This is a genomic window from Rothia halotolerans, from assembly GCF_004136635.1.
Classification (GTDB): domain Bacteria; phylum Actinomycetota; class Actinomycetes; order Actinomycetales; family Micrococcaceae; genus Rothia; species Rothia halotolerans.
Genome location: NZ_NOIU01000001.1, coordinates 919,235 through 939,667, shown reverse-complemented (window position 1 = coordinate 939,667; position 20,433 = coordinate 919,235). Strand labels below are relative to the sequence as shown.

The 20,433-nt window shown below is 69.2% G+C and carries 21 protein-coding genes; 7 read left to right on the top strand and 14 right to left on the bottom strand.

Features of this window, described 5'->3' with window-relative positions; translation table 11 throughout:
• Positions 1 to 11 precede the first annotated feature (11 nt).
• From EWV39_RS04315 to EWV39_RS04300, 4 genes are all read left to right on the top strand, one after another.
• A complete protein-coding gene (locus EWV39_RS04315) occupies positions 12 to 455 on the top strand; it encodes a PTS sugar transporter subunit IIA (RefSeq protein ID WP_129657017.1) in 444 nt (147 codons plus the stop codon).
• Positions 456 to 527: 72 nt separating this feature from the next.
• Positions 528 to 1,370, top strand: coding sequence for a class II fructose-bisphosphate aldolase (locus tag EWV39_RS04310; RefSeq protein ID WP_420329942.1), 843 nt, complete (start codon positions 528 to 530; stop codon positions 1,368 to 1,370).
• Between the two features lie 218 nt (positions 1,371 to 1,588).
• A complete protein-coding gene (locus EWV39_RS04305) occupies positions 1,589 to 2,974 on the top strand; it encodes an APC family permease (protein WP_129657015.1) in 1,386 nt (461 codons plus the stop codon).
• A gap of 124 nt (positions 2,975 to 3,098) precedes the next feature.
• Positions 3,099 to 3,542 carry a hypothetical protein gene (locus EWV39_RS04300; protein WP_129657014.1) on the top strand — a complete coding sequence of 148 codons (444 nt, stop codon included), beginning with the start codon at positions 3,099 to 3,101 and terminating at the stop codon, positions 3,540 to 3,542.
• A gap of 50 nt (positions 3,543 to 3,592) precedes the next feature.
• On the opposite strand, the gene EWV39_RS04295 is transcribed toward EWV39_RS04300, so the two are convergent.
• Positions 3,593 to 4,006 (bottom strand): GNAT family N-acetyltransferase, encoded by a 414-nt coding sequence (locus tag EWV39_RS04295; protein WP_129657013.1) that lies wholly within the window; start codon positions 4,004 to 4,006, stop codon positions 3,593 to 3,595.
• A gap of 87 nt (positions 4,007 to 4,093) precedes the next feature.
• Here EWV39_RS04295 and EWV39_RS04290 point away from each other — a divergent pair, with 87 nt between their 5' ends.
• Positions 4,094 to 4,348, top strand: a complete 255-nt coding sequence (locus tag EWV39_RS04290; protein ID WP_129657398.1) for a DUF1272 domain-containing protein — start codon at positions 4,094 to 4,096, stop codon at positions 4,346 to 4,348.
• 426 nt (positions 4,349 to 4,774) lie between these two features.
• Positions 4,775 to 5,215 (top strand): hypothetical protein, encoded by a 441-nt coding sequence (locus EWV39_RS04280; RefSeq protein ID WP_129657012.1) that lies wholly within the window; start codon positions 4,775 to 4,777, stop codon positions 5,213 to 5,215.
• A 129-nt stretch (positions 5,216 to 5,344) separates the two neighbouring features.
• Here the strand turns inward: EWV39_RS04280 and erm are convergent, their stop codons facing one another.
• From erm to nrdI, 12 genes are all read right to left on the bottom strand, one after another.
• On the bottom strand, positions 5,345 to 6,154 hold the full coding sequence (erm, locus tag EWV39_RS04275; protein WP_129657011.1) for a 23S ribosomal RNA methyltransferase Erm: 810 nt from the start codon (positions 6,152 to 6,154) through the stop codon (positions 5,345 to 5,347).
• A 240-nt stretch (positions 6,155 to 6,394) separates the two neighbouring features.
• Positions 6,395 to 7,792 (bottom strand): GntP family permease, encoded by a 1,398-nt coding sequence (locus tag EWV39_RS04270; protein WP_129657010.1) that lies wholly within the window; start codon positions 7,790 to 7,792, stop codon positions 6,395 to 6,397.
• A gap of 44 nt (positions 7,793 to 7,836) precedes the next feature.
• Complete coding sequence (locus tag EWV39_RS04265; RefSeq protein ID WP_129657009.1) at positions 7,837 to 8,808, bottom strand: 3-hydroxyacyl-CoA dehydrogenase family protein; 972 nt, start codon at positions 8,806 to 8,808, stop codon at positions 7,837 to 7,839.
• Between the two features lie 536 nt (positions 8,809 to 9,344).
• Positions 9,345 to 10,373 (bottom strand): LLM class flavin-dependent oxidoreductase, encoded by a 1,029-nt coding sequence (locus EWV39_RS04260; RefSeq protein ID WP_129657008.1) that lies wholly within the window; start codon positions 10,371 to 10,373, stop codon positions 9,345 to 9,347.
• A 90-nt stretch (positions 10,374 to 10,463) separates the two neighbouring features.
• On the bottom strand, positions 10,464 to 11,486 hold the full coding sequence (locus EWV39_RS04255) for an alpha/beta hydrolase family protein (protein ID WP_129657007.1): 1,023 nt from the start codon (positions 11,484 to 11,486) through the stop codon (positions 10,464 to 10,466).
• 145 nt (positions 11,487 to 11,631) lie between these two features.
• Positions 11,632 to 12,024 (bottom strand): hypothetical protein, encoded by a 393-nt coding sequence (locus EWV39_RS04250; protein ID WP_129657006.1) that lies wholly within the window; start codon positions 12,022 to 12,024, stop codon positions 11,632 to 11,634.
• A gap of 253 nt (positions 12,025 to 12,277) precedes the next feature.
• The gene (locus EWV39_RS04245; RefSeq protein ID WP_129657005.1) at positions 12,278 to 12,553 is read right to left on the bottom strand and encodes a hypothetical protein; all 276 of its coding nucleotides are present in this window, start codon (positions 12,551 to 12,553) and stop codon (positions 12,278 to 12,280) included.
• A complete protein-coding gene (locus EWV39_RS04240; protein ID WP_129657004.1) occupies positions 12,511 to 13,179 on the bottom strand; it encodes a nucleotidyl transferase AbiEii/AbiGii toxin family protein in 669 nt (222 codons plus the stop codon). Before EWV39_RS04240 ends, EWV39_RS04245 begins: the two co-directional genes overlap by 43 nt.
• Entirely contained in the window at positions 13,163 to 14,218 is a 1,056-nt protein-coding gene (locus EWV39_RS04235) for a type IV toxin-antitoxin system AbiEi family antitoxin domain-containing protein (protein WP_129657003.1), read from the bottom strand. The genes EWV39_RS04240 and EWV39_RS04235 overlap by 17 nt, the downstream gene beginning before the upstream one ends.
• Positions 14,219 to 14,303: 85 nt before the next feature.
• On the bottom strand, positions 14,304 to 15,329 hold the full coding sequence (nrdF, locus tag EWV39_RS04230; protein ID WP_165313131.1) for a class 1b ribonucleoside-diphosphate reductase subunit beta: 1,026 nt from the start codon (positions 15,327 to 15,329) through the stop codon (positions 14,304 to 14,306).
• A gap of 196 nt (positions 15,330 to 15,525) precedes the next feature.
• Complete coding sequence (gene nrdE / locus EWV39_RS04225) at positions 15,526 to 17,685, bottom strand: class 1b ribonucleoside-diphosphate reductase subunit alpha (RefSeq protein WP_129657002.1); 2,160 nt, start codon at positions 17,683 to 17,685, stop codon at positions 15,526 to 15,528.
• Between the two features lie 2 nt (positions 17,686 to 17,687).
• A complete protein-coding gene (gene nrdI / locus EWV39_RS04220; RefSeq protein ID WP_129657394.1) occupies positions 17,688 to 18,155 on the bottom strand; it encodes a class Ib ribonucleoside-diphosphate reductase assembly flavoprotein NrdI in 468 nt (155 codons plus the stop codon).
• 316 nt (positions 18,156 to 18,471) lie between these two features.
• Here nrdI and EWV39_RS04215 point away from each other — a divergent pair, with 316 nt between their 5' ends.
• Positions 18,472 to 18,870 carry a pyridoxamine 5'-phosphate oxidase family protein gene (locus EWV39_RS04215; protein ID WP_202864884.1) on the top strand — a complete coding sequence of 133 codons (399 nt, stop codon included), beginning with the start codon at positions 18,472 to 18,474 and terminating at the stop codon, positions 18,868 to 18,870.
• A gap of 45 nt (positions 18,871 to 18,915) precedes the next feature.
• Here EWV39_RS04215 and EWV39_RS04210 read toward each other — a convergent pair whose 3' ends face one another.
• Complete coding sequence (locus tag EWV39_RS04210) at positions 18,916 to 20,346, bottom strand: hypothetical protein (protein ID WP_337589933.1); 1,431 nt, start codon at positions 20,344 to 20,346, stop codon at positions 18,916 to 18,918.
• Between the last annotated feature and the right edge of the window lie 87 nt (positions 20,347 to 20,433).

Below are 20,433 nucleotides of genomic sequence, written 5' to 3'. Positions count from 1 at the left end.
AGGAGAACACCATGAGCATCTTCACCCAGCAGTCCATCCGCCTGGGCGTCCCGGCCCGGGACCAGCGGCAGTTCCTCCAGGCGGTCGCCGAGCTCGGCGCGGAGCAGGGGATCCTCGAGGACGTCCCCGGCGTCGTCGCGGCCATGCTGGACCGCGAGAAGCAGTCGACCACGGCCCTGATGGACGGCGTCGCGATCCCCCACGCCAAGCACGAGGCCATCCGGCGCCCCGGCGTCCTGGTCCTGCGCAGCGCCGCCCCGGTGGAGTGGACCGCGGGGGAGAGCGTCGGCGTCGGCGTCGCCCTGCTGGTGCCCGGCGCCGAGGCGGGCACCACCCACTTGCAGATCCTCTCCCGGGTGGCTCGCGCCCTGATGAACAAGGGGCTCCGCGAGACCCTCAACGGCGGCACGGAGGCCGAGATCCACGAGGCCCTGGGAGCCCGCCTTGACGCCTGACGCCTCGCTCGGCGCCCCGTCCCGCCGCCGATCCCGCCGTTCCCACCGCCGACTCGTCACCGAGGGAGACCGATAATGCTCGCCCCGCTCACGCACCTCGCCCTGCACTGCCGCCGCAAGGGGACAGGCCTGGGTGCCTTCAACGTCATCCACCTCGAGAACGCCGAGTCCATCGTGGAGGCGGCCGAGCGGCTGGACGTCCCCGTGGTCCTGCAGATCTCGGAGAACGCCGTGAAGTTCCACGGCGGGCGCCTGGCGCCGCTGGCCCGCGGCGTCCTCGCCCTGGCCGAGCAGAGCTCCTCCCGCGCCTGCGTGCACCTGGACCACGCCAAGGACACCGGGCTGATCCGCGAGGCCATCGGCCTCGGGTTCACCTCCATCATGTACGACGGCTCGCACCTGCCCGACGAGCAGAACCGCGCCGAGACCGCCCGGGTGGCCGGCTGGTGCCTCGACGCCGGGGTGAGCCTGGAGGCCGAGCTGGGCGAGGTCGGCGGGAAGGACGGCGTCCACGCCCCGGGCGCCCGCACCGACCCCGACGACGCCGCCCGGTTCGTGGCCGAGACCGGCGTCGACCTGCTGGCCGTGGCCGTCGGCTCCTCCCACGCGATGACCGAGCGCACCGCCCAGCTGGACCTCGACCTGATCGGGCGCCTCGCCGAGACGGTCCCGGTCCCGCTGGTGCTCCACGGCTCCTCCGGGGTCAGCGACGAGAGCATGGTGGCCGCGATCCGGGCCGGCATGACCAAGATCAACGTCTCGACGCACCTCAACCACGTCTTCACCCGCACGGTGCGGCAGGTGCTGGACGAGCATCCCGAGATGGTGGACTCGCGCAAGTGGGCGGGCCCGGGGTACCGGGCGATGACCGACGAAGTGGCCCGGCTGCTGGAGTTGTACTCGACGGCGGGGTGAGCACGCGACAGCGTGCAGGGCGCGCAAGCGCCCGTAGGAGGAGCGCAGCGACGACCGAGGCCGCGCGACAGCGCGGCCTCGCCCCCCCCCCCGGGGGGGCTGACCACCTCCTACGGCTCGTTGCCGAGGCCGAAGTCAGTGCTAGGGCCGCATGTGACTCACTGGCCCTCAGCGAACCGGGGGATCCGCCCCCGCGCCCACGGGCCTAAGATCGCCTCATGGCCACTTCACATGATCAGGCCGCCCCTGCCGCGGGGCCGGGCCTGCGCCGGGAGGTATCCTTCCACCAGCTCGTCGCCTACGGGCTGGTGTTCATCGGCCCGGCTGCGGCCGTCGGCGTCTTCGGGACGCTGGATGCGAAGTCGGGCGGCGTCGTGCCCCTCGTCTACCTCGTGGCGACGCTGGCGATGGCGCTCACGGCGTCGAGCTACGCGGTGATGTCCCGGGCGGTGCCGCGGGCGGGCAGCGTGTTCGCCTATGCGAGCGAGGCGATCGGGCGGCGCACCGGGTACATGTCCGGCTGGATGGTGCTGCTGGACTACGTGCTGATCCCCTCCGTGGCCTACCTGTTCTCCGGCATCGCGCTGAACTCGCTGTTCCCGCAGGTGCCGGTGTGGGTCTTCGTGATCCTCGCGGTGGTGGTGACCACGGGCCTGAACCTCTCCGGCGTGAAGGTGACCTCGCGGGTCTCCACGGCGGTGGTGGTGATCGAGGTCGTGGTCCTGCTGATGGTGCTCGCGGCCGGCGCCTGGGTGCTGGCCACCAGCGGCCCGGTGCGCGGCTGGCTGGACCCCTTCACCGGGGGCGACGCCGGCCTCTCCTGGCACCTCATGCTCGGCGCGGTCTCCGCGGCGGTGCTCTCCTACCTCGGCTTCGACGCGCTGGCGACCTTCGCCGAGGAGACCAAGGGCGGGCACCGGGTGATCGGGCGCGCGACGCTGGTCTGCCTCGTCGTCGTCGGCGTCCTCTTCATGGCGCAGACCTACGTGGGCGCCCTGCTGAGCCCCTACTCCACCGAGCAGCTGCAGGCCGATCCCTCGCTGCAGGGCGGCGCGTACTACGACACCGTGGACTCGGCGATCTCGCCGTTCCTCTACTGGCTGCTCGCGCTGGCCAAGGCGGCGGGCGGGGCGTTCGCGGCGCTGGTCGGGCAGTCGGCGGCCTCCCGCATCCTCATGGACATGGGGCGCTCCGGGGCGATCCCGAAGGTCTTCTCCCGGGTCACCGGGAAGACCGGCGTGCCCCTGGTCGGGGTGCTCGTGGCGGCGGCCGGGAACGTCCTGGTGGCGGGATGGGCCGCCACGCGCTCCGACGGGCTGGACACGGTGGTCTCCATCGTCGACGTCGGCGCGCTGGTCGGGTTCATCATGGTCCACGTCTCGGTGCTGACGTACTTCATGATCAGGCGCCGCGGCGGGCGGCCCTCGGTCTTCCGGCACGTGGTGATCCCGGTGGTCGGTGCCGCGGTCCTGGCCCTGGTGCTGGCGAACTCCACGCCGCTGGCACTGCTGATCGGCGCGGGGTGGGCCGTGGTGGGCTTCGTGGTGCTGGGGATCTATGCGGGGCGCAGGAGCCGGGCCGAGGTCGGGGGAACCGAGGGCTGAGGGCGAGGACGAGCGGTTGCAGCCTGCTTCCGCCGAAGCTCACCCATCCCTGGGGAAGGGGTATCCAGCCGCGGCGGCATGAGATACATTATGGCTCTCACTGTTATCCAGAGCGGAAGTCACCATGGGCCATTCTTACGGGGTCGATCCCGATCTCTCCGAGGAGGAGGCCGCGCGGCTGCGCACGGCGGTGGAGGGCCTGCGCGCCGAGCGCCGCCCGCTGACCGTTCTCCGGCGTTTCGCCGAGTACGACGCCGCGTTGCAGGCCAACCTCCTCGAGTCGCTCCGGCAGCGTCGGGACCGGTGGCGGGGCCTCTCCTGGTCGGCGAGGCTCGCGGGGCTGCTGTGCGTGGTCCTCGCCTGGCTGGCCTCCGGGGCAGGCAGCGGCGTCGGCGTCCTGGAGGGGCTCCTGCTGGCGGTGGGGGTTCTGCTCTTCCTCGCCGGCATCGTCGGCGGGTTCAGGGGCGGGGCCTACCGCAGGACCTTCTCCGCGGCGACCCTCGACGGCGTCGCGCCCGAGACCGTCGAGCTGATCCGGCGGAACGCCGAGCGGCGGGCGCGGGGCTAGCCGGCCGACGGCGTCGTGACGACGACTGCATCTGCGCAACCGCGGAGGGTTCACCCCAGCAGGCAGGCGTAGCGCTGGCGCTCCGGCCAGCGCGGGTCGGGCGCCTTCTCGGTGACCGTGAAGCCGAGGTGGCGGTAGAAGTCGACGGCGTCGTCATCGGTCTCCGCGTAGACGGCCCGGCCGGACCCCGCCTCGCGGGCGGCGTCCACCAGCGCGCTCCCGTGGCCGCTGCCTTGGGACGCCTCCTCGACCGCGATGTACTCGATCACCGTCGGCTCGGTGCGGGGATCGAGGGCCGCGAAGGCGACGACGCGGCCCTCCTCGATCACGCCGATGACCGAGAGCCCCGGCAGCTCCTCGCGCAGGATCCTGCCGAGCTCCTCCTCGCCGGTCTCGGTGGCCAGCCACATCAGGTGGGCGAACTCCGGCCGCGCCGTCTCATTCCTCCGCAGGGTGCGGATCATGCGTTCTTCCCTTCCGTGGATAATTCCCTCCGGATCGAGGAGGTCGTGCAGATCCGACTGCACGATTCTGACTTATACACTCGTTTCATGCTGGGGATTCGCCCCGATTGTGAGTGTTGCGACCGGGATCTTGTGGTCGATGATCCTCAGGTCTACATCTGCACGTTCGAGTGCACCTGGTGTGCGGACTGCGCCGAGCTGTTCGAGAACCGTGCGTGCCCGAATTGCGGAGGCAACCTCGTCCCACGGCCGATCCGACCGGAACGCCCACTTCGGAACACGCCGCCTTCAACGAAGCGCGTAGTGAATTCGGATTGCCTATCCCGGTACGCCCGGTTCTGAGGTCGTTCGGACCTCGCTCGACCGCGTCCCTCGACCGGCCCCACCGTGTTCGGCCGCCACCCGAGTGCGGGCGCGAGGTGCTCGGCGAACGTCTGCAAGACATGTGTACAAAAAACAACGCCGAGCTGTCTTGTGACGGTCTTGCACACGATTGTGAGATTCGGGTACGTCATCGATGTGGTCGAGCCCACAGCGGATCGCTCTCTGCTTGGCCTCCTCCGGGATGCTCTTCGGCGTGGTCGCTACCTTCCTTCCACTCTTGAAAGGAAGCGGCATCACACCGGAGACGGTTCAGCCCCCTGGATGGATGACCCTAACCATAAAATCCCGAGGCCAGGAAACCAAGAAAACGGCCTCTGCCAAACCGGGGTTTGACGCCCCACCAGGGCGCGATGCGACTTGATCTGTGTGTGCGAGCATGGAGCCATGTCGATGGATGTGGTGGCCGCTGCCTTGCTGGGCCTGCTCGTGGCGGCGGTGGGCACGGCCCTGCTCCTGCTGGCGGCGTGGTTCCGCTGGGGGCGATCGACGGCAGCTCGCCGCTGGGCGCGACGGAAGGACATCGACCAGGCTGCTGACTATGCCAACCTCGAGGCACTCGCCCTGGCGTGGACACCGATGCTCGGACAGACCCTGCTCCTCGCGGGGCCGGTCATCCCGTTGGTCACGCTGCTGGGCATCGGCACGTTAGCGGCGAACACGGTGACTGGACTGTTTATTGTCGTCGAGCTGGGTGCCTGGATCGCAATGCTCTTGATGACGGTCTACCGCTGGATCCTGCCGCTGTGGATGTACCCCGGCTGGCTGCGAGAAATCCGGCGGAGGGAAGTGGAGTATCTGCGGGACAGGCGGAGTCGTCCCCACTGAGCGATCAGCGTCCCGCCGGATCGATCCGCTTGCAGACCGCGCCGGGCCGGGGCGGACCCACGATGTTTCGGTCTCCTCGCACGAGTCATCCTACGATCTTCCGCCGATCGGGGAGCGCCCGGCGTCGCGTCATCGGCGTCCGCCCCGTTTCCCGCCTCCTCTCGCCGAGGGCCCGTCGACGATGGCGAAGAGTTCGGCCCACTGCGCGGCCGAGAGGTCGCGGGGCAGCGGCACGCCGCGGAACCCCTGGCCCGCGAGCCATCTCCTCGCCGCGGCCCTCTCCGGCCCGCTGACGACGCGTGCCAGGATCTGATGGAGGCCGTGCCCTCTGCCGGTGAACACGGCGTGGACGAAGTCCCTGTACCGAGAGCGCAGCCGGGGCTCCACGAGCGGGACGGGCCGCCGCGTGATGGTGAACAGCCCGCCGTCGACGCCGGGCGACGGGGTGAACGCCGATGCCGGGACGCGTGCGGCCAGTTCGAACTCGTACCAGGGCCACCATTGCGCGGTCATCATGGTCGCCCCGCCGACTGCCGCGCGACGTCGTGCCACTTCCCACTGCACCAGCAGGACCGCCGAGGTCCAGCGCTCGGCGTGGAGGATGCGGCGGAGCATCGCGGTGGTCTGGTCGAAGGGCAGGTTCCCCACCAGGGCGTGGGGCGTCGAGGGCAGCCTGTAGCACAGGAAGTCGGCGTGCACGACGGCGGTCTCCGGGGAGAGCCGGCGGCGGAGCCGGTGGACGTTCCGCAGACTCACCTCGACCGCGGTGAGAGGGCGGTCCAGCGACTGGAGGGGCAGGGTGAGCGCGCCGTCTCCGGCGCCGATCTCCAGGATGGGGCCCTCCGTGCGGGCGACGAGGTCGACGACCGCGGTGACGGTCCTGCGGTCGGTGAGGAAGTTCTGGCCGAGCTCGTGGCGGCCAGAATGATAGGTAGGCATGGGACAAGACTCCGGGCGAAGATGGGATGGCCCGGGCAGCATGAGACGCCGCCCAGCAACTGACGTGCTGAATGCGGCGGAGTGGTTATCGCGTGGTCTCCGCCGCTAGTGGCGGCGAATCTTTGTCACGGCGATGCTCGTAATTCCCATGCCTGGAATCTTATAGCACGGTCGCGAGGCGTCAAGGGCGTCGTATCCTACGTCCTGCGGGCCGGTGCGCCCGCGCGCACCGGCCCATCGTCATGCGATCGTGAAGACGATCGCGGAGAGGGCGAAGGCCACCAGCGAGATCGTCGTGCCGACCAGCGACCAGGTCTTGAAGGTGGTCATCGTGTCGAAGCCGCAGAAGCGGCCGATCAGCCAGAAGCCGGAGTCGTTGACGTGGGACCAGCCGATCGACGCCGCGCCGATCGCGACGACCACGGCGGCGACGGCTACCGAGCTGAAGCCGCCGTCCGTGATGGCCGGGGCCATGATGCTCGCACCGACGGTCGCGGCCACGGTGGCCGACCCCTGGGCGATGCGCATCGCCATCGTCACGAGATAGGCGGTCAGGATGACCGGCAGTCCCATCGCGTCGAGGCCGTCGGCGACCGAGTCTCCGATGCCGGTCTCGGTGAGCACGCTGCCGAAGGCGCCTCCCGCGCCCGTGATCAGGATGATCGAGCAGACCGGAGCGAGGGCGTCGTCGATCAGCTGCTCGAGCAGGCCCCCGGCTCTCTCCCCGCGTCGGCGGCGGGGGATCACGTACAGCAGCAGCATCGCGGCCAGGGCCGATAGGGCCAGCGCCACGGACGTGTCCCCGAGCAGCTGGGAGAGCTGGAAGAGGAAGTTCTCCTCGGCGACGGTGCCCTGGGCCTCGAGCGTCGCAAGACCGGTGTTGAAGAAGATCAGCACGAGGGGGAGCAGCAGCACCAGCAGGATCGTCCCGAAGGCTGGTCGTTCCTCTTCCGGCACGTCGCGCGGCTCACCGAGCAGGGTGGGCACCGGGGTGTCCGGGAAGCGCCTGGAGATGAGCCGGGCGACGCGGTAGCCGCCGAGGTACCAGGTGGGGAGCCCGACCAGCAGACCCACGAGGACCACCATGCCGACGTCGGCCCCCATCACGGTTGCGGCCGCGGTGGGGCCCGGATGCGGAGGCAGGAGGGCGTGCATGGTCATGAACGACGCGATCGACGGCAGCGCGTAGAGCATGAACGAGCCCCCGAGGCGGCGAGCCACGGTGTAGATGACGGGCAGCATCACGATGAAGCCCGCGTCGAGGAAGATCGGGAACGCGTAGAACAGCGAGGCCACCGAGAGCGCGAGCGGGGCCCGCCTCTCCCCGAATGTGCCGATCATCTTGTCGGCGAGCACCTGGGCTCCGCCGGTGATCTCGATCAGCCGTCCCATCACCGCACCGAAGCCCACCAGCAGCGCGACCGATCCGACGGTCGATCCGAAGCCTTCGATGACGACGTCGATCACGTCGCCGACGCCGGTCCCCGCCGCGAGACCCGTGGCCACCGCGATGATCAGCAGGGAGAAGAAGGCGTGCAGCCTCACCTTGATGATGAGGACCAGCAGCAGGGCGATCGCGACCACCGCGATCGTGAGGAGCAGCCAGATCGGCCGCTCTGCGAGGACGAGGTCTTCCACAGGTATCTCCGTTGACGTGTGTGGGACGGCCGGGTCGGCCTGGGTCAGTCGGCTCGCGGTGCCGGGCGGGGCGCCGGCCCGAGCTCGGCGAGGAGCTGCGCCATCTTCGCGTAGGCCCGGTTGCGGTAGGCGATGAGCTCATCGCGCGTGGCGTCGTCGTAGTCGCCGAGCAGTCCTTGGCCGTTCTTGACGCCCTTGCGGTCCTCGGCCACCGCCTCGGTGAGCATCGCCGGGGTCGCGAGGCGCTCGCCGAAGGCATCCTCGAAGGTGACGAAGCAGTTCGCGTAGACGTCGAGGCCGGCCTGGTCGGCGATCGCGAACGGGCCGAAGAAGCCGAGGCGGAAGCCGAAGGTCGAGCGCACGATCGTATCGACGTCGTCGGCCGTGGCCACGCCCTCCTCGACGATCGCGGTCGCCTCCTTCATCAGGACGTACTGCAGGCGGTTCAGGACCATGCCGGGGGTATCGGCCACCTGCGCTCCCTCGTTGCCGGAGCGGGCGAGCAGCTCCTTGACCGAGGTGACCGTCTCGGGGGACGTCGCCTCGCCTGCGACGAGCTCGACGCCGGGGATGAACGGAGCCGGGTTGGAGAAGTGCACCGTGAGGAAGCGCTCGGGGTTCCTCACGGCGCTCTCGAGCTCCTTGACCGGGATGGTCGAGGTGTTCGTGCCGATGATCGCGTCGGGGCGCGCGTGCTCGGAGATGCGACCGAGCACCTCGCGCTTCACGTCGAGGCGCTCGAACACGGCCTCCTCGATGAAGTCGACGTCCGCGACGGCCTCCTCGATGGTGCCCCCGGCGGAGATGTTCTCCTCCACGAGCGCGGTGCTGCCGGGGGCGAACAGGCCCTGGTCCTCGAAGTCGCGGGCCTCCTGGCGCAGGCGGGCGAGGGAGCGGTCAGCGGCCTCGACGTCGACGTCGGCGAGCCGGACGTCGAAGCCGGCGATGGCGAGGACCTGGGCGATCCCACCTCCCATATAGCCGGCGCCGACGATGGTTACGGTCGAGATGGGCATGCGAGAACTCCTTTGTCTTCGTCGTGCTGCGCGACTCTGCGAGCCGGCGCCTCTGTTCCGCGCACGTCATCCGGGGCTCCCCGTCCGGGTACGCGGATTCCCTCCAGACTACATATCCTATTGGATATTGGGTAGGGTCTTGGCTCTCCTCCGACTCGTTCCGGGTGTGATCGTTGCGGCCACCGCCGAGCCGGTGAGAGGCCTCCGTCTCCCACGAGGGGGCTGCTCAGCCTAGGGGAAGGTGGTGAAGGGCAGGCGGTGGTTGGGCATCCCTCCCCGTCCTCGACTCAGACATAGTCGCTCACCAGCGAAAACATGCGCGATCGCGAGCGGGTGAGGCTTGGCCGCTCCGCGGGATCGACAGGACTGCCGCTGAAGGCTTCGACACATCCGGGGAACTCGAGTTCGAAGCTCGCGCACGTTCTGGATTCCCGCGGCGGTAAGAGCCCTGTGAAGCGTTCCAATATGATCTGCCTTCTCGAGCAAGAGCCGTCGCTTCTCTGCGAGGAGTTTGCTGGCCGAGCGACGAGGCGCTTCTACCGCCACCCCAGGGCGGGCGCGACATACCGTATGAAGTTCTCCATCACCGACGCGCAGTAGGCGACCCCCAGCTGATTCGGCACCGTCAGCAGCAGCGTGTCCGCCGCCTGGATCGCCTCGTCCCCGCGGAGCTGCTCCACGAGCGCCTCGGGCTCGTCCGCGTAGGTGCGGCCGAAGACCGAGCGGGTGCTGTCGATGTAGCCGACCTGGTCGCTGCGTTCCCCGCTGCCGAGGAAGTAACGGTGGTCCAGGTCGCTGACGATCGGGAAGATCGAGCGGGAGACCGAGACCCGCGGCTCGAATCCGTGCTCGTGCCGCCCCCACTCCTCGCGGAACGCCTCGATCTGCCTGCGCTGCTGGACGTGGAAGGGCTCGCCGGACTCGTCGTCCTTCAGCGTCGAGGACATGAGGTTCATGCCCCGTTGCGCGGCCCAACGCGCCGTCGCGTCCGAGCCGGCTCCCCACCAGATGCGACGCCACAGCCCCTCCGAGTGCGGCTCGATGCGCAGCAGGCCGGGCGGGTTGGGGAACATCGGCCGCGGGTTCGGCCGCGCGAACTGGCGGCCGGAGATGGCCTCCAGCGCGGTCTCGGTGTGGCGGCGGGCCATGTCCGCGTCGGACTCTCCCTCGGCCGGCTCGAAGCCGAAGTGGCGCCAGCCGTCGATCACCTGCTCGGGCGAGCCGCGGGAGATCCCCAGCTGGAGCCTTCCCCCGGAGATCAGATCAGCGGCCCCGGCGTCCTCGGCGAAGGTCAGCGGATTCGAGTAGCGCATGTCCACGACGCCGGTGCCGATCTCGATGCGACTGGTCCGGGCTCCAGCCGCCGCGAGCAGCGGGAAGGGCGAGCCGAGCTGGCGTGCGAAGTGGTGGACGCGGAAGTAGGCGCCGTCGGCCCCGACCTCCTCGGCGGCCACGGCCAGGTCGATGCTCTGGAGCAGCGCGTCCGAGGCGCTCTGCGTGGACGAGGTGGGGTGTGGCGTCCAGTGCCCGAAGGAGAGGAAGCCGATCTTCTTGCTCACGTGCATCACAACCCCGCCGCGTGGGGTGCTATTCCGCACGACACCGACGCCGTGGGACCTCCCCTCCCGACGTCGTCCGCCAGCTGCTCGCCGGTCTCAGCCCGGCGAGGGGGAGGGTACGCCCACCTGATCCGCGGGCGCCTCCGAAGTCTGGACGATGAGGTCCAGGATCTCGGCGTGGTGCGCTCCCTGGGCGTCGAAGAGGGATCCGTGGGTCTCCCCCTTCAGCAGATGCAGGCCGCCGCGGCCGCCCCGCTCGCGGAGGGCCTCGATGTACCGCTGGGAGTTCTCCGGGGCGACCCTGGTGTCCGCCGTGCCGTGGACCGCCACGACCGGCACCGCCGGGTCGATGTTCTGGATGGGGTCGACGTCGGCATAGCGCTCCGGGACCTGCTCGGGGGAGCCGCCGAGGACGTCGACGATGCTCCCGTCGCCGTGCTTCGCCCCGTAGGTCATGTCGAGGGGCCCGGCGAGCGAGAGGACCCGGGTGGGGACGAAGCGCGGATGGGCGCCGAGCTCGTGCTCCTCCGCGGAGTCCCGGCTCCCGGCCCAGGCGGCCAGCTGCGCGCCGGCGCTGTAGCCCACCACCAGCTCGTCGTCGGTCGTGAACTCGGGATGCTCCTCGCTGAGCTCGGGGATGAAGTCCAGGGCATCGGCGACGTCGGTGAAGGTGATCGGCCAGCCGCCCCCGGAGCCGACGCGGCGGTACTCGATGTTGTACACCGCCATGCCGCGGCTCACCAGGTAGTCCGCGTAACCGTCGAAGGACGCGGCACCCGCCCCGGACCGCCAGGATCCTCCGTGGATCAGCACCACCAGCGGAACCGACTTCTCCGGGTGCCGCCCGGCCGGCAGATAGAGGTCTCCCCAGTTCTGGCTCGGGTCCGCCTCTCCCTGCACTGGGTAGCGGACCCGCTTGACCAGGGGTTCGTCCCGATCTGCGACGACGTCGCCGGAGAGCGTGGGACTGGAGGCGGGGGAGCCGGAGCCCGACGGCGTCACCCCGTCCCCCGTGCCTCCCGGGGAGCAGGAGGTCGCGAGGAGCAGCAGCGCGATGAGGGCCGCGCCGAGGCGCAGGCGAGCCGATCGGCTCCTCGTGCCCTGGGGGCTGACCCTCATGGTTCCCTCCGCTCGCCTCGGCGGTCGGTCACCGACCGGTGTCTTGCCTCGTCAGCGTAGCAGTGGGGCGGCCTGAGCGGCGGGGCGAGTTGCGGGGAGTGGCTTCCGACGACGCCGTAGCGCGAGGCGGCCGAAACATCCCCGCTCAACGACAATCCCCGGCCAGTCGTTCTATGGTCGCCTCACGGATTTCCTCGAGGAAGCCGCCCAGCCCCGGGTTGTGGATGAGCAGCCTGGCGTCCATCCTCCGGCGCAGCGCCGGTGCGAGCGGCAGGGGATTCAGGGGCTCCGGTGCCTCCGGGTCTCCCGGCAGGTCCATCACCGGCACGGCGTTCTTGAAGGTCAGCACGGGAGTCAGCCTCCCCGCCGAGGCCAGGCCGACGCCGAGCCAGAACGTCCACGGCATCGGCGAGAGGACGTACGCGATCGGCTCCGGGGCCTCCGCCGCCAGGGGGATGCCGGCCGGGTCCCCGTCGAGCCACCGGCGGTAGGCATGTGCCGAGTCGGGGGCGAGGAGGACGACGTCGAACTCACGCACGGACGGCTCCTTCCGCGATTCCGAGGGGACGCCCATACCCTAGCAAGTCACGTCTGGGCACCTCCTCACGGCTCAGAAGTCCCGTCCTCCTTGTGGCTTATCGGATGCGGATTCAGGAGGATCACGTTGGCCAGCTCCAGCACCCCCCCCCGCGTGACATGCGCGCGGGGCCACTGTGATCCTGCGACAGCAGATCTGCACACGGAACGGATGCGGGCTTGTGAGGATGAAGAGGGGCAGGCGCAGGGTGCTGTCAGTCCCAGCTGAGGGTCTCTGGCGACCATGTCTTGTCACTGGCTTCACCGGTGAGAGCGGGATCGATGAGGCGCGCCGCGAGTCGGCTTGCCAGCTCTACCGTGCTGTACCCGTCGCAGTGGGGCACCGGTTTGCTGAGCTTGATGTACCCGGGCCCCCACTGCGCTGGAACGGTGAACCGATCAAAGGGCTCCATCTTCCGTCGCCGCAGTTCGGCGTCGAGGGCGAGGGTCAGTGCGCCGCCGTCGATATGCTGCGTGACCGCGAAGACCACGATATCGACGAGATCCTTCTCCCGTCCCGAGGGGCGGCCATCGTGGCGCACACCTTGTCGGCGATCTGGTCGGCGACCGGATAGAGCCTGTACGGGTTGCTGATGAGTCGCGGCAGGTCGAGCGCGGTCACGGGTTCCGACGTCGTAGCCTCATCCGTCATGGCCACACCGACGGCGAGATCGACCTGAAGGCTGCCCTTCGCCGCGGTTCCGATGAAGACGTTGAACGTCACCCGGCATCCGTCCGCATAGGGCTGCGTATCGGTGGCGATGGACGCCGCGTGCCTCACGTACTCGAAGCGGAAGTGGTCATCGAGGCCGATCGAGGCGAGGCGTCTCAGATCTTTCAACGCCTGCTCGAGCGTATGCTCCTGCCGGTAGAGGTCGATGTCGCGGGTCGAGCGGGTGGACGTCACCCGCGCCAAGATGCCCGTTCCGCCCTTGAGAACCCAGCCCGATTCCTGACCTTCTGAGAACACCCGGCTGAGGAAACGGTTGAAGTACTCCAGCTCGATGCGTTTGTTCACGTTCAGGGAAGGATCCGCAGCTGTCGCCTTCCGGGCGGCGTCCTTGATGGCGGATTCGACGCCTCGGGCCGTGGGGTAGGGTTCAGGTCCGGTCGCCATGTGAGGTCTCCTGGTCTATGGGCGCGGCATCTCGCCGAGCAGCGGGAAGATCCTCGTGAGGCAGCGTCTTGGCTCTTTGCTCAGCAGCATTCCTCAGCGCAGGCGCGTTGACAGGCCTTTCGGTTATGCGCCCGGACTGGTCTGCCAAGCCACTGGAGAGCAGCCCCGCGAGGGCGGCGTCCGCGTTCGCCTGAGCGACAGCAAGTCGGGGCGTGACGGAGACCCGGAGCGTCCTGGCCAGGGACACCAGAACAGGACGGAGCGCCTGCTGGACCTCCGAGACAGCCGCAAGCTGCCTGAAGATGGCGGGGTCGATGCGCGGAAGATAGTTCGACATGATGAGAGCCCCCAGCGCAGGGTCGGCGGCAACACGGCGAGCGACGGCGTTCGCATCCAGCCCGGCTTCTTCCAGCAGCCTGTCTAGCACTGCCTGTCCAGCATGTCGTGTGAACCCATTCCGCTCGGCCAGCGGGGCCAGCAGATCACGGAGACGCTCAAGGTCCAGACTCTGCTTCTCGAGCGCGGCACCGAGAGCGTCCGCGACGAGACTGAGATCGCCCACGTCTTCGAGGAGGTCTGCGATCGTCCGCTCGAGTGTCATGGAGGGAAGACCGCGCACCATGGTCACGTCACGAGCATCGAGCGTGCGTCGCCGGTAGCGGAGCTCGGTTCGCTGCGTTTGGCGACGCGAAGACGAGACGAACTCGTGGCGCTCCGCCCACAGATCGCCGATTCCATGGAGCCGCGCTGCGGAGGCCCCCGCGACTACGACGTCGTCCGTGGGATCCTGCAGGCGACGCTCTCCGAGAGCCTTCGGCTCGGTGCTGAGCCAGGCGGCGTGAAGGTCCTCGAACTCGTCGCTCGGAGCACCTGCGTCTTTGTAGACACCATGCGCAAGACGTTCAAGGTGCCCGGCTTCCGCTAGGCGGGAGAGCATGAGCCGCGTGACCCCGAGCGCACCGGCCTGCGCCGCCGTCACCAGGCCCCATTGGGAGGCCGTGATGTCGGCGAGCACGCGGAGCGCGTCAGTGGATTTCATACTTGGATTGTATCCTTATGATGAAACTTTTCAAGGGTAAAATCACCAAGACCGGACTTTATGGGATGAGGCTCAGGGAACCGCCTCAGAAGTCCCAGTCCTCGTCACTAGTGTCCTCCGCCGTGCCGATGACGTAGGAGGAGCCCGAGCCGGAGAAGAAGTCGTGGTTCTCGTCCGCGCCGGGGGAGAGCGCGGCCAGGATCTCCGGGTTCACCTCGGTCTCCTCGGCGGGGAAGCGGGCCGGGTAGCCGAGGTTCATCAGCGCCTTGTTGGCGTTGTACCGGACGAAGACGGCGACGTCGTCCATCAGCCCCAGCGGCTCGTAGAGCGCGCCGGAGTACCTCAGCTCCAGTTCGTAGAGCTCCTCCAGCAGGGCGTAGGTGAACTCGCGCATCTCCTCCTGCTCGGCCGCGCTCCGCCGCTCCAGGCCGCGCTGGTACTTGTACCCGGAGTAGTAGCCGTGCACCGCCTTGTCCCGCAGGATCAGGCGGATCATGTCCGCGGTGTTGGTCAGCGTCGCGTGCACCGAGAAGTGCAGCGGCAGGTAGAAGCCCGCGTAGAGCAGCAGGGAGGAGAGCAGCGTCGAGGAGACCTTCCGCTTCAGCGGGTCCTCGCCGTAGTAGTGCCGCAGGACCTTCTTGCCACGCTCCTGCAGCAGGTCGTTGTCCACGGCCCAGCGGTAGGCGGCGTCGATCTCCGGGGTGCTGGTCAGCGTGGAGAACACGGAGGAGTAGGAGCGGGCGTGCACCGACTGCATGAAGGCGATATTGGTGTAGACGGCCTCCTCGTGCTCGGTCCGGGCGTCCTGGATCTGGCAGATCTCGCCGACCGTGGCCTGGATGGTGTCCAGCATGGTCAGGCCGGTGAACACCCGCATCGTCAGCGTGCGCTCCTCCCCGGACATGCGCTGCCAGGCCGGGATGTCGTTGGACAGCGGCACCTTCTCGGGAAGCCAGAAGTTGGCGGTCAGGCGGTTCCACACCTCCAGGTCCTTCTCGTCGTCCACCCGGTTCCAGTTGATGGGCCGCAGGCGGGCGGCGGGGTCGCGCCGGTACCCGGGCGGGGTGACGGAGGGGGCGGTCAGGGACGTCTCGCGGTCGGCGATGGTCATCGGGGTGTTCTCCTCGGGTCGTTGGTGTCTGGGGCCCACTCGTGTGGGGTGGAATGCGTCCCGCCTGCTGGCGGGCGGTCCGCTCGACGGTGGTTCCGTGGGTGCGGTGCGGCGTACCGGGGCCGGGCGACGGGTCCCGCCTGGTAGGCGGAGCCCATCGGCGCCGCGTCGGGCCGACGGCGCCGTCCGGGCGCGGTCAGAGCGCGCAGGAGACGCAGCCCTCCACCTCGGTGCCGGTCAGCGCCTGCTGCCGGAGCCGGATGTAGTAGAGGGTCTTGATGCCCCGGCGCCACGCGTAGATCTGCGCCCTGTTGATGTCCCGGGTGGTCGCCGTGTCCCGGAAGAACAGGGTGCAGCTCAGGCCCTGATCCACGTGCTGCGTCGCCGCGGCGTAGGTGTCGAGGATCCTCTCGTACCCCACCTCGTAGGCGTCCTCGAAGTACTCCAGATTGGACTGCTCCATGTGCGGCGCGGGGAAGTAGACGCGGCCCAGCCTGCCCTCCTTCCGGATCTCGATCTTCGCCGCGATCGGGTGGATCGAGGCCGTCGCGTGGTTGATGTAGGAGATTGATCCGGTGGGCGGGACGGCCTGCAGGTAGGCGTTGTAGATGCCGTCGCGCACGACGTCGTCCCTCAGCCTCGCCCAGTCCGCCCGGGTGGGCAGACGGATGCCGGCGTCGGCGAAGAGCGCGCGGACCCGCGGCGTCGCCGGCTCCCAGACGCGCTCGGTGTACTTCGCGAAGAAGCTGCCGTCGGCGTAGGCGGAGTCCTCGAACCCCTCGAAGGCGCGACCGCGCTCGCGGGCCAGCCGGTGGGAGGCACGCAGGGCGTGGTAGGCCACCGCGTAGAAGTACATGTTCGTGAAGTCCACGCCCTCCTCGCCGCCGTAGCGGATGCGCTGGGAGGCCAGGTAGCCGTGCAGGTTCATCTGGCCCAGCCCGATCGCGCGGCTCGCCCGGTTGCCGGCCGCGACGGAGGGCACGGCGTCGATCTCGGTCTGCTCCGAGACGCTGGTCAGCCCCCGCACGGCCGTCTCCACGGTGGCACCGAAGTCCGGCGAGGCCATCGCGCGGGCGATGTTCAGCGAGCCGAGGTTGCAGGAGACGTCCCGTCCGACCTCGCGGTAGCCGAGGGCGGCGTCGTACGTCGAGGCGGTGCCGACCTGCAGGATCTCCGAGCACAGGTTGGACATGGTGACCCTGCCCCGCAGCGGGTTCGCCCGGTTCACGGTGTCCTCGAACATCACGTACGGGTAGCCGGACTCGAACTGCAGCTCGGCGATGGTCTTGAAGAACTCCCGCGCGCTGATCTCGGTCTTCCGGATGCGCGGGTTCCGCACGAGTTCCTCGTAGCGCTCACCGACGGAGAGGTCGGAGAGCGGGACGCCGTACTCGCGCTCGACGTCGTAGGGGCTGAACAGCCGCATCGGCTCGTTCCGCTTGGCCAGCTCGAAGGTGATGTCCGGGATGACGACGCCGAGCGAGAGCGTCTTGATCCGCACCTTCTCGTCCGCGTTCTCCCGCTTGGTGTCCAGGAAGCGCAGGATGTCCGGGTGGTGCGCGTGCAGATAGACCGCGCCGGCTCCCTGGCGCGCGCCGAGCTGGTTGGCGTAGGAGAACGAGTCCTCCAAGATCTTCATCACCGGCACCACGCCGGATGCCTGCCCCTCGATCCTCTTGATCGGCGCCCCGGTCTCCCGGAGGTTGCTCAGCAGCAGTGCGACGCCGCCCCCGCGCTTGGACAGCTGCAGCGCCGAGTTCACCGCCCGACCGATCGACTCGAGGTTGTCCTCGATGCGCAGCAGGAAGCAGGAGACCAGCTCGCCGCGCTGCTTCTTGCCGGCGTTGAGGAAGGTGGGCGTGGCCGGCTGGAACCGGCCCGAGAGGATCTCCTCGGCCAGCGCCGCGGCGAGCCCCTCGTCACCGCGCCCCAGGTACAGGGCGGTGGCCACCGCCCTGTCTGTGAAGGTCTCGAGGTAGCGCTGCCCGTCGAAGGTCTTCAGGGCGTAGGAGGCGAAGAACTTGAAGGCCCCGAGGAAGGAGGCGAAGCGGTGCCCGGCGTCCTCGGAGCGGCGGTGGAGCTCCTCGACGAACTCCCAGCGGTAGGCCTCGATGAACTCCCGCTCGTAGTAGTCGTTCTCGATCAGGTGGTCGATCCTCTCCCGCAGGCTGCCGAAGCGCACCGTGCGGGGGATGACGTGCTGGCGGAAGTACTCCGCGGCGGCCTCGCGGTCGCGTTCGAACTGGATGGAGCCGTCCGGGGCGAAGAGGTTCAGCTGCGCGTTCAGCGCGTGGTAGTCCCTGCGGGTGCCGATGCCGGCGGGCGCCCGGTCCTGGGAGACGGCGGTGAGGGTCATGGTCAGTTCCTTCCTGCGAGGGCGGTCTCCGCCCAGAAGCGGCCCAGGCCGGCGTCGACCCGGTCGATGTCGCGCCGGGTGCCCAGCAGCTCGAAGCGGTACAGCTCCGGGACGCGGCACTTGGCGGCGATGACCGGCCCCGCCAGGCAGTAGTGCTCCCCGAAGTTGGTGTTCCCCGCGGCGATGACGCCGCGCAGCAGGCCGCGGTTGACGGGGTCGTTGAGGAACGCGCCGACCTGCTTGGGGACGGCGCCCGCGCGCTCGCCTCCCCCGTAGGTGGGGACCACGAGCACGTAGGGACGGGAGACCCGGATGCGTCCCTCGATCCGCGGCCGCAGCGGGATACGCGTCGCGGTACGCTCCAGGCGCTCGACGAAGCGGCGGGTGTTCTCCGAGGCGCTGGAGAAGTACACCAGGTCCGGGCAGCGCTCGGGAGGGATCTCCCGGACGCTCGCTTCCGGGCGTTCCATGACGGCTGTGGATCGGTTCACGTCGACCTTCCCCCGAGGATCTACTACATGTTGTGATCATGGCGCTCCGATGGCGCTAGATATGGTTCTACCATGGGTCGGCGATTTAATCTACGGCAATCCTGCGTTGCAAAGTACGCCTAGGCGAACTTATGATGTGAGCGGTGTGGGGGGCCTGGGCCCGCCGGCTTCGCGAGGGGATCCGCGAGGCCGGCGGCGCCGTCCCGGCGGACGGCTGCGATGAGCCCGCTGCCGCAGGGGGAGAGTCCGCCGCCGACCGAGACATCGAAGAAGAACCGAAGCGAGGAGCCCAGCCGTGGACGCCACCCTGACCGAAGAGATGAAGGACATGCTGAGGACGCAGCTGCCGATCCTCGCGACCGTCACCGACGCCGAGACCCCCAACATCGGGCCGAAGCGCACGCTGCGGGCGTATGACGAGTCGTCGCTGGTCTTCAACGAGAACACCGCGGGCCGGCACCTGGGGAACATCCGGGCGGGATCGAGGGTGGCCGTCGCCGTCGTCGACCGCGAGGCGCCGGACGGCTACCGATTCCTCGGCCGCGCCGAGGTGCACGAATCGGGCCCCGTGATGGACGACGCCGTCGCCTTCGCCCGGGAGCGCGGGATGGGCCTCCCGAAGGCCGCCGTGCTGATCCGGATCGAGGAGATCTTCTCCCTCAAGCCGGGGGCGACGGCGGGGAAGAGGGTCTGAGGCGAGGCGGCGTGCCTCGGGGTGCCTGCTCCGCCGCCGCCGGGCCTAGGCCCCCTCCTTCGCCGAGTTGGCCTCGGCGGACTCCTCGGGGCTCGTCTCCGCCTCATCGTTGGGGTCCACGTCGGCCTGGGCCTCGGAGCGGGAGCCCGGGTCCTGCGGCGACTCGTCGGCCCTGTCCTCGGGCTTCCCGGCGCCCTTCTCGTCGGTGCGGCGGCCGGAGTCCGCCTCCGAGCGGTCCTCCGGGGACTCGTCATCGCGTGCCGGCGACTCTTCACCCTCCGGGGACTCGCTGGCCTCTTCCCGGTCCGATCCGTCGTCCGGCCCGCGCCTGGACCCCGGCTCCGTGTCCTCGGAGCCGGAGTCGGTCGTCTGCTCGCTCGGGTCCCGGGTGTCGTCCTGCTTCCGTGCCTCCTTCTGCTCCTCGTCCTCGGTGAGGCGGCGCTGGCGCTCGCGCTGGCCGTGGGTGAGCTGGCGCAGGTCGGTCGCCGAGTCGAAGCTCGAGCCCAGCGCGCCGGCGACCACGCCCATGGCGGCGCTCAACCACGCGATGTCCAGGTAGTTGGAGAAGCGCGACTCGTGGCCGAGCTGATAGGCCATGAAGTCGGGGTCGATGACCACCAGGCCGCCCAGGAAGATCAGCAGGACCAGGGCCAGATAGAGCGCCAGGATGCAGATGAACAGGGTGACCACGGTGGAGAGGTTGTACAGCAGCACCACGCTGGCCAGGCTCTCCTTGACCGGCTTGTCCCAGAGCCTGTTGCTGGTGATCAGCCAGAGCACCATGAGCACGATCGCCATCAGGCCGATGGAGAGCAGGCGCGGCAGGCTGAGGGCGTCGGACATCTGCCAGATCGAGCTGTAGAAGATGCCGAAGGCGCCGACCGCCGCGGCCGCGGCGAGGGCGCTGGAGAGCCTCGGGGCGGTCCGCCACGGATCGTTGGAGAGCACCATCCCCGTGATCGTCCGCGGCGCGCCCGTTATGGTGTGCGCTCGCAGCGCGTACCTGCCCGTCGAGTCGTCCTTGTCCCACTGGCTCCAGTGGTGGTCCTTCAGGTCGATGCGCCCCCGCCGCTCCTCCGGCAGGGTCTGCTCTACGCAGTTCAGGATCAGGTCCCGCAGCCGCTTCTTGGGGAAGGCCGCACCCATCGTGGGGCAGGAGATGATGGCCAGCTTCTCGTCGGGGAACAGCTCGGCGACGAGCGGCTTGCCCTCGGCGTGGCGCGGCATCTCGGTGAGGAGGACGACGACGTCGACCCTGTCGTAGTCATCGGCGAGCTTCCTCGCCGCCGAGAAGTCGATGGTGTTGTCCGTGCGGATGCGGATCGGCTCGGTCTGGAGATGGAGGCCGTTAGGCGGAGCGAAGGCTTGGTCGAGGCGCTCGTTGAGCTCGTCCTCGATCTTCTTCATGCGGCGGGTGGGGAGACCCGGGTCGGCGATGACGAGCACGCTGACCCCGGCGATGGTCTTGTCAGTCACCGTTCTCACACTACGGGGGAGAGGTCCGCGGCGGCACCACTGCGCGGCGGCTTTCTGCTCAGGGACGTGCGGCGGGCGCCGGCGGGT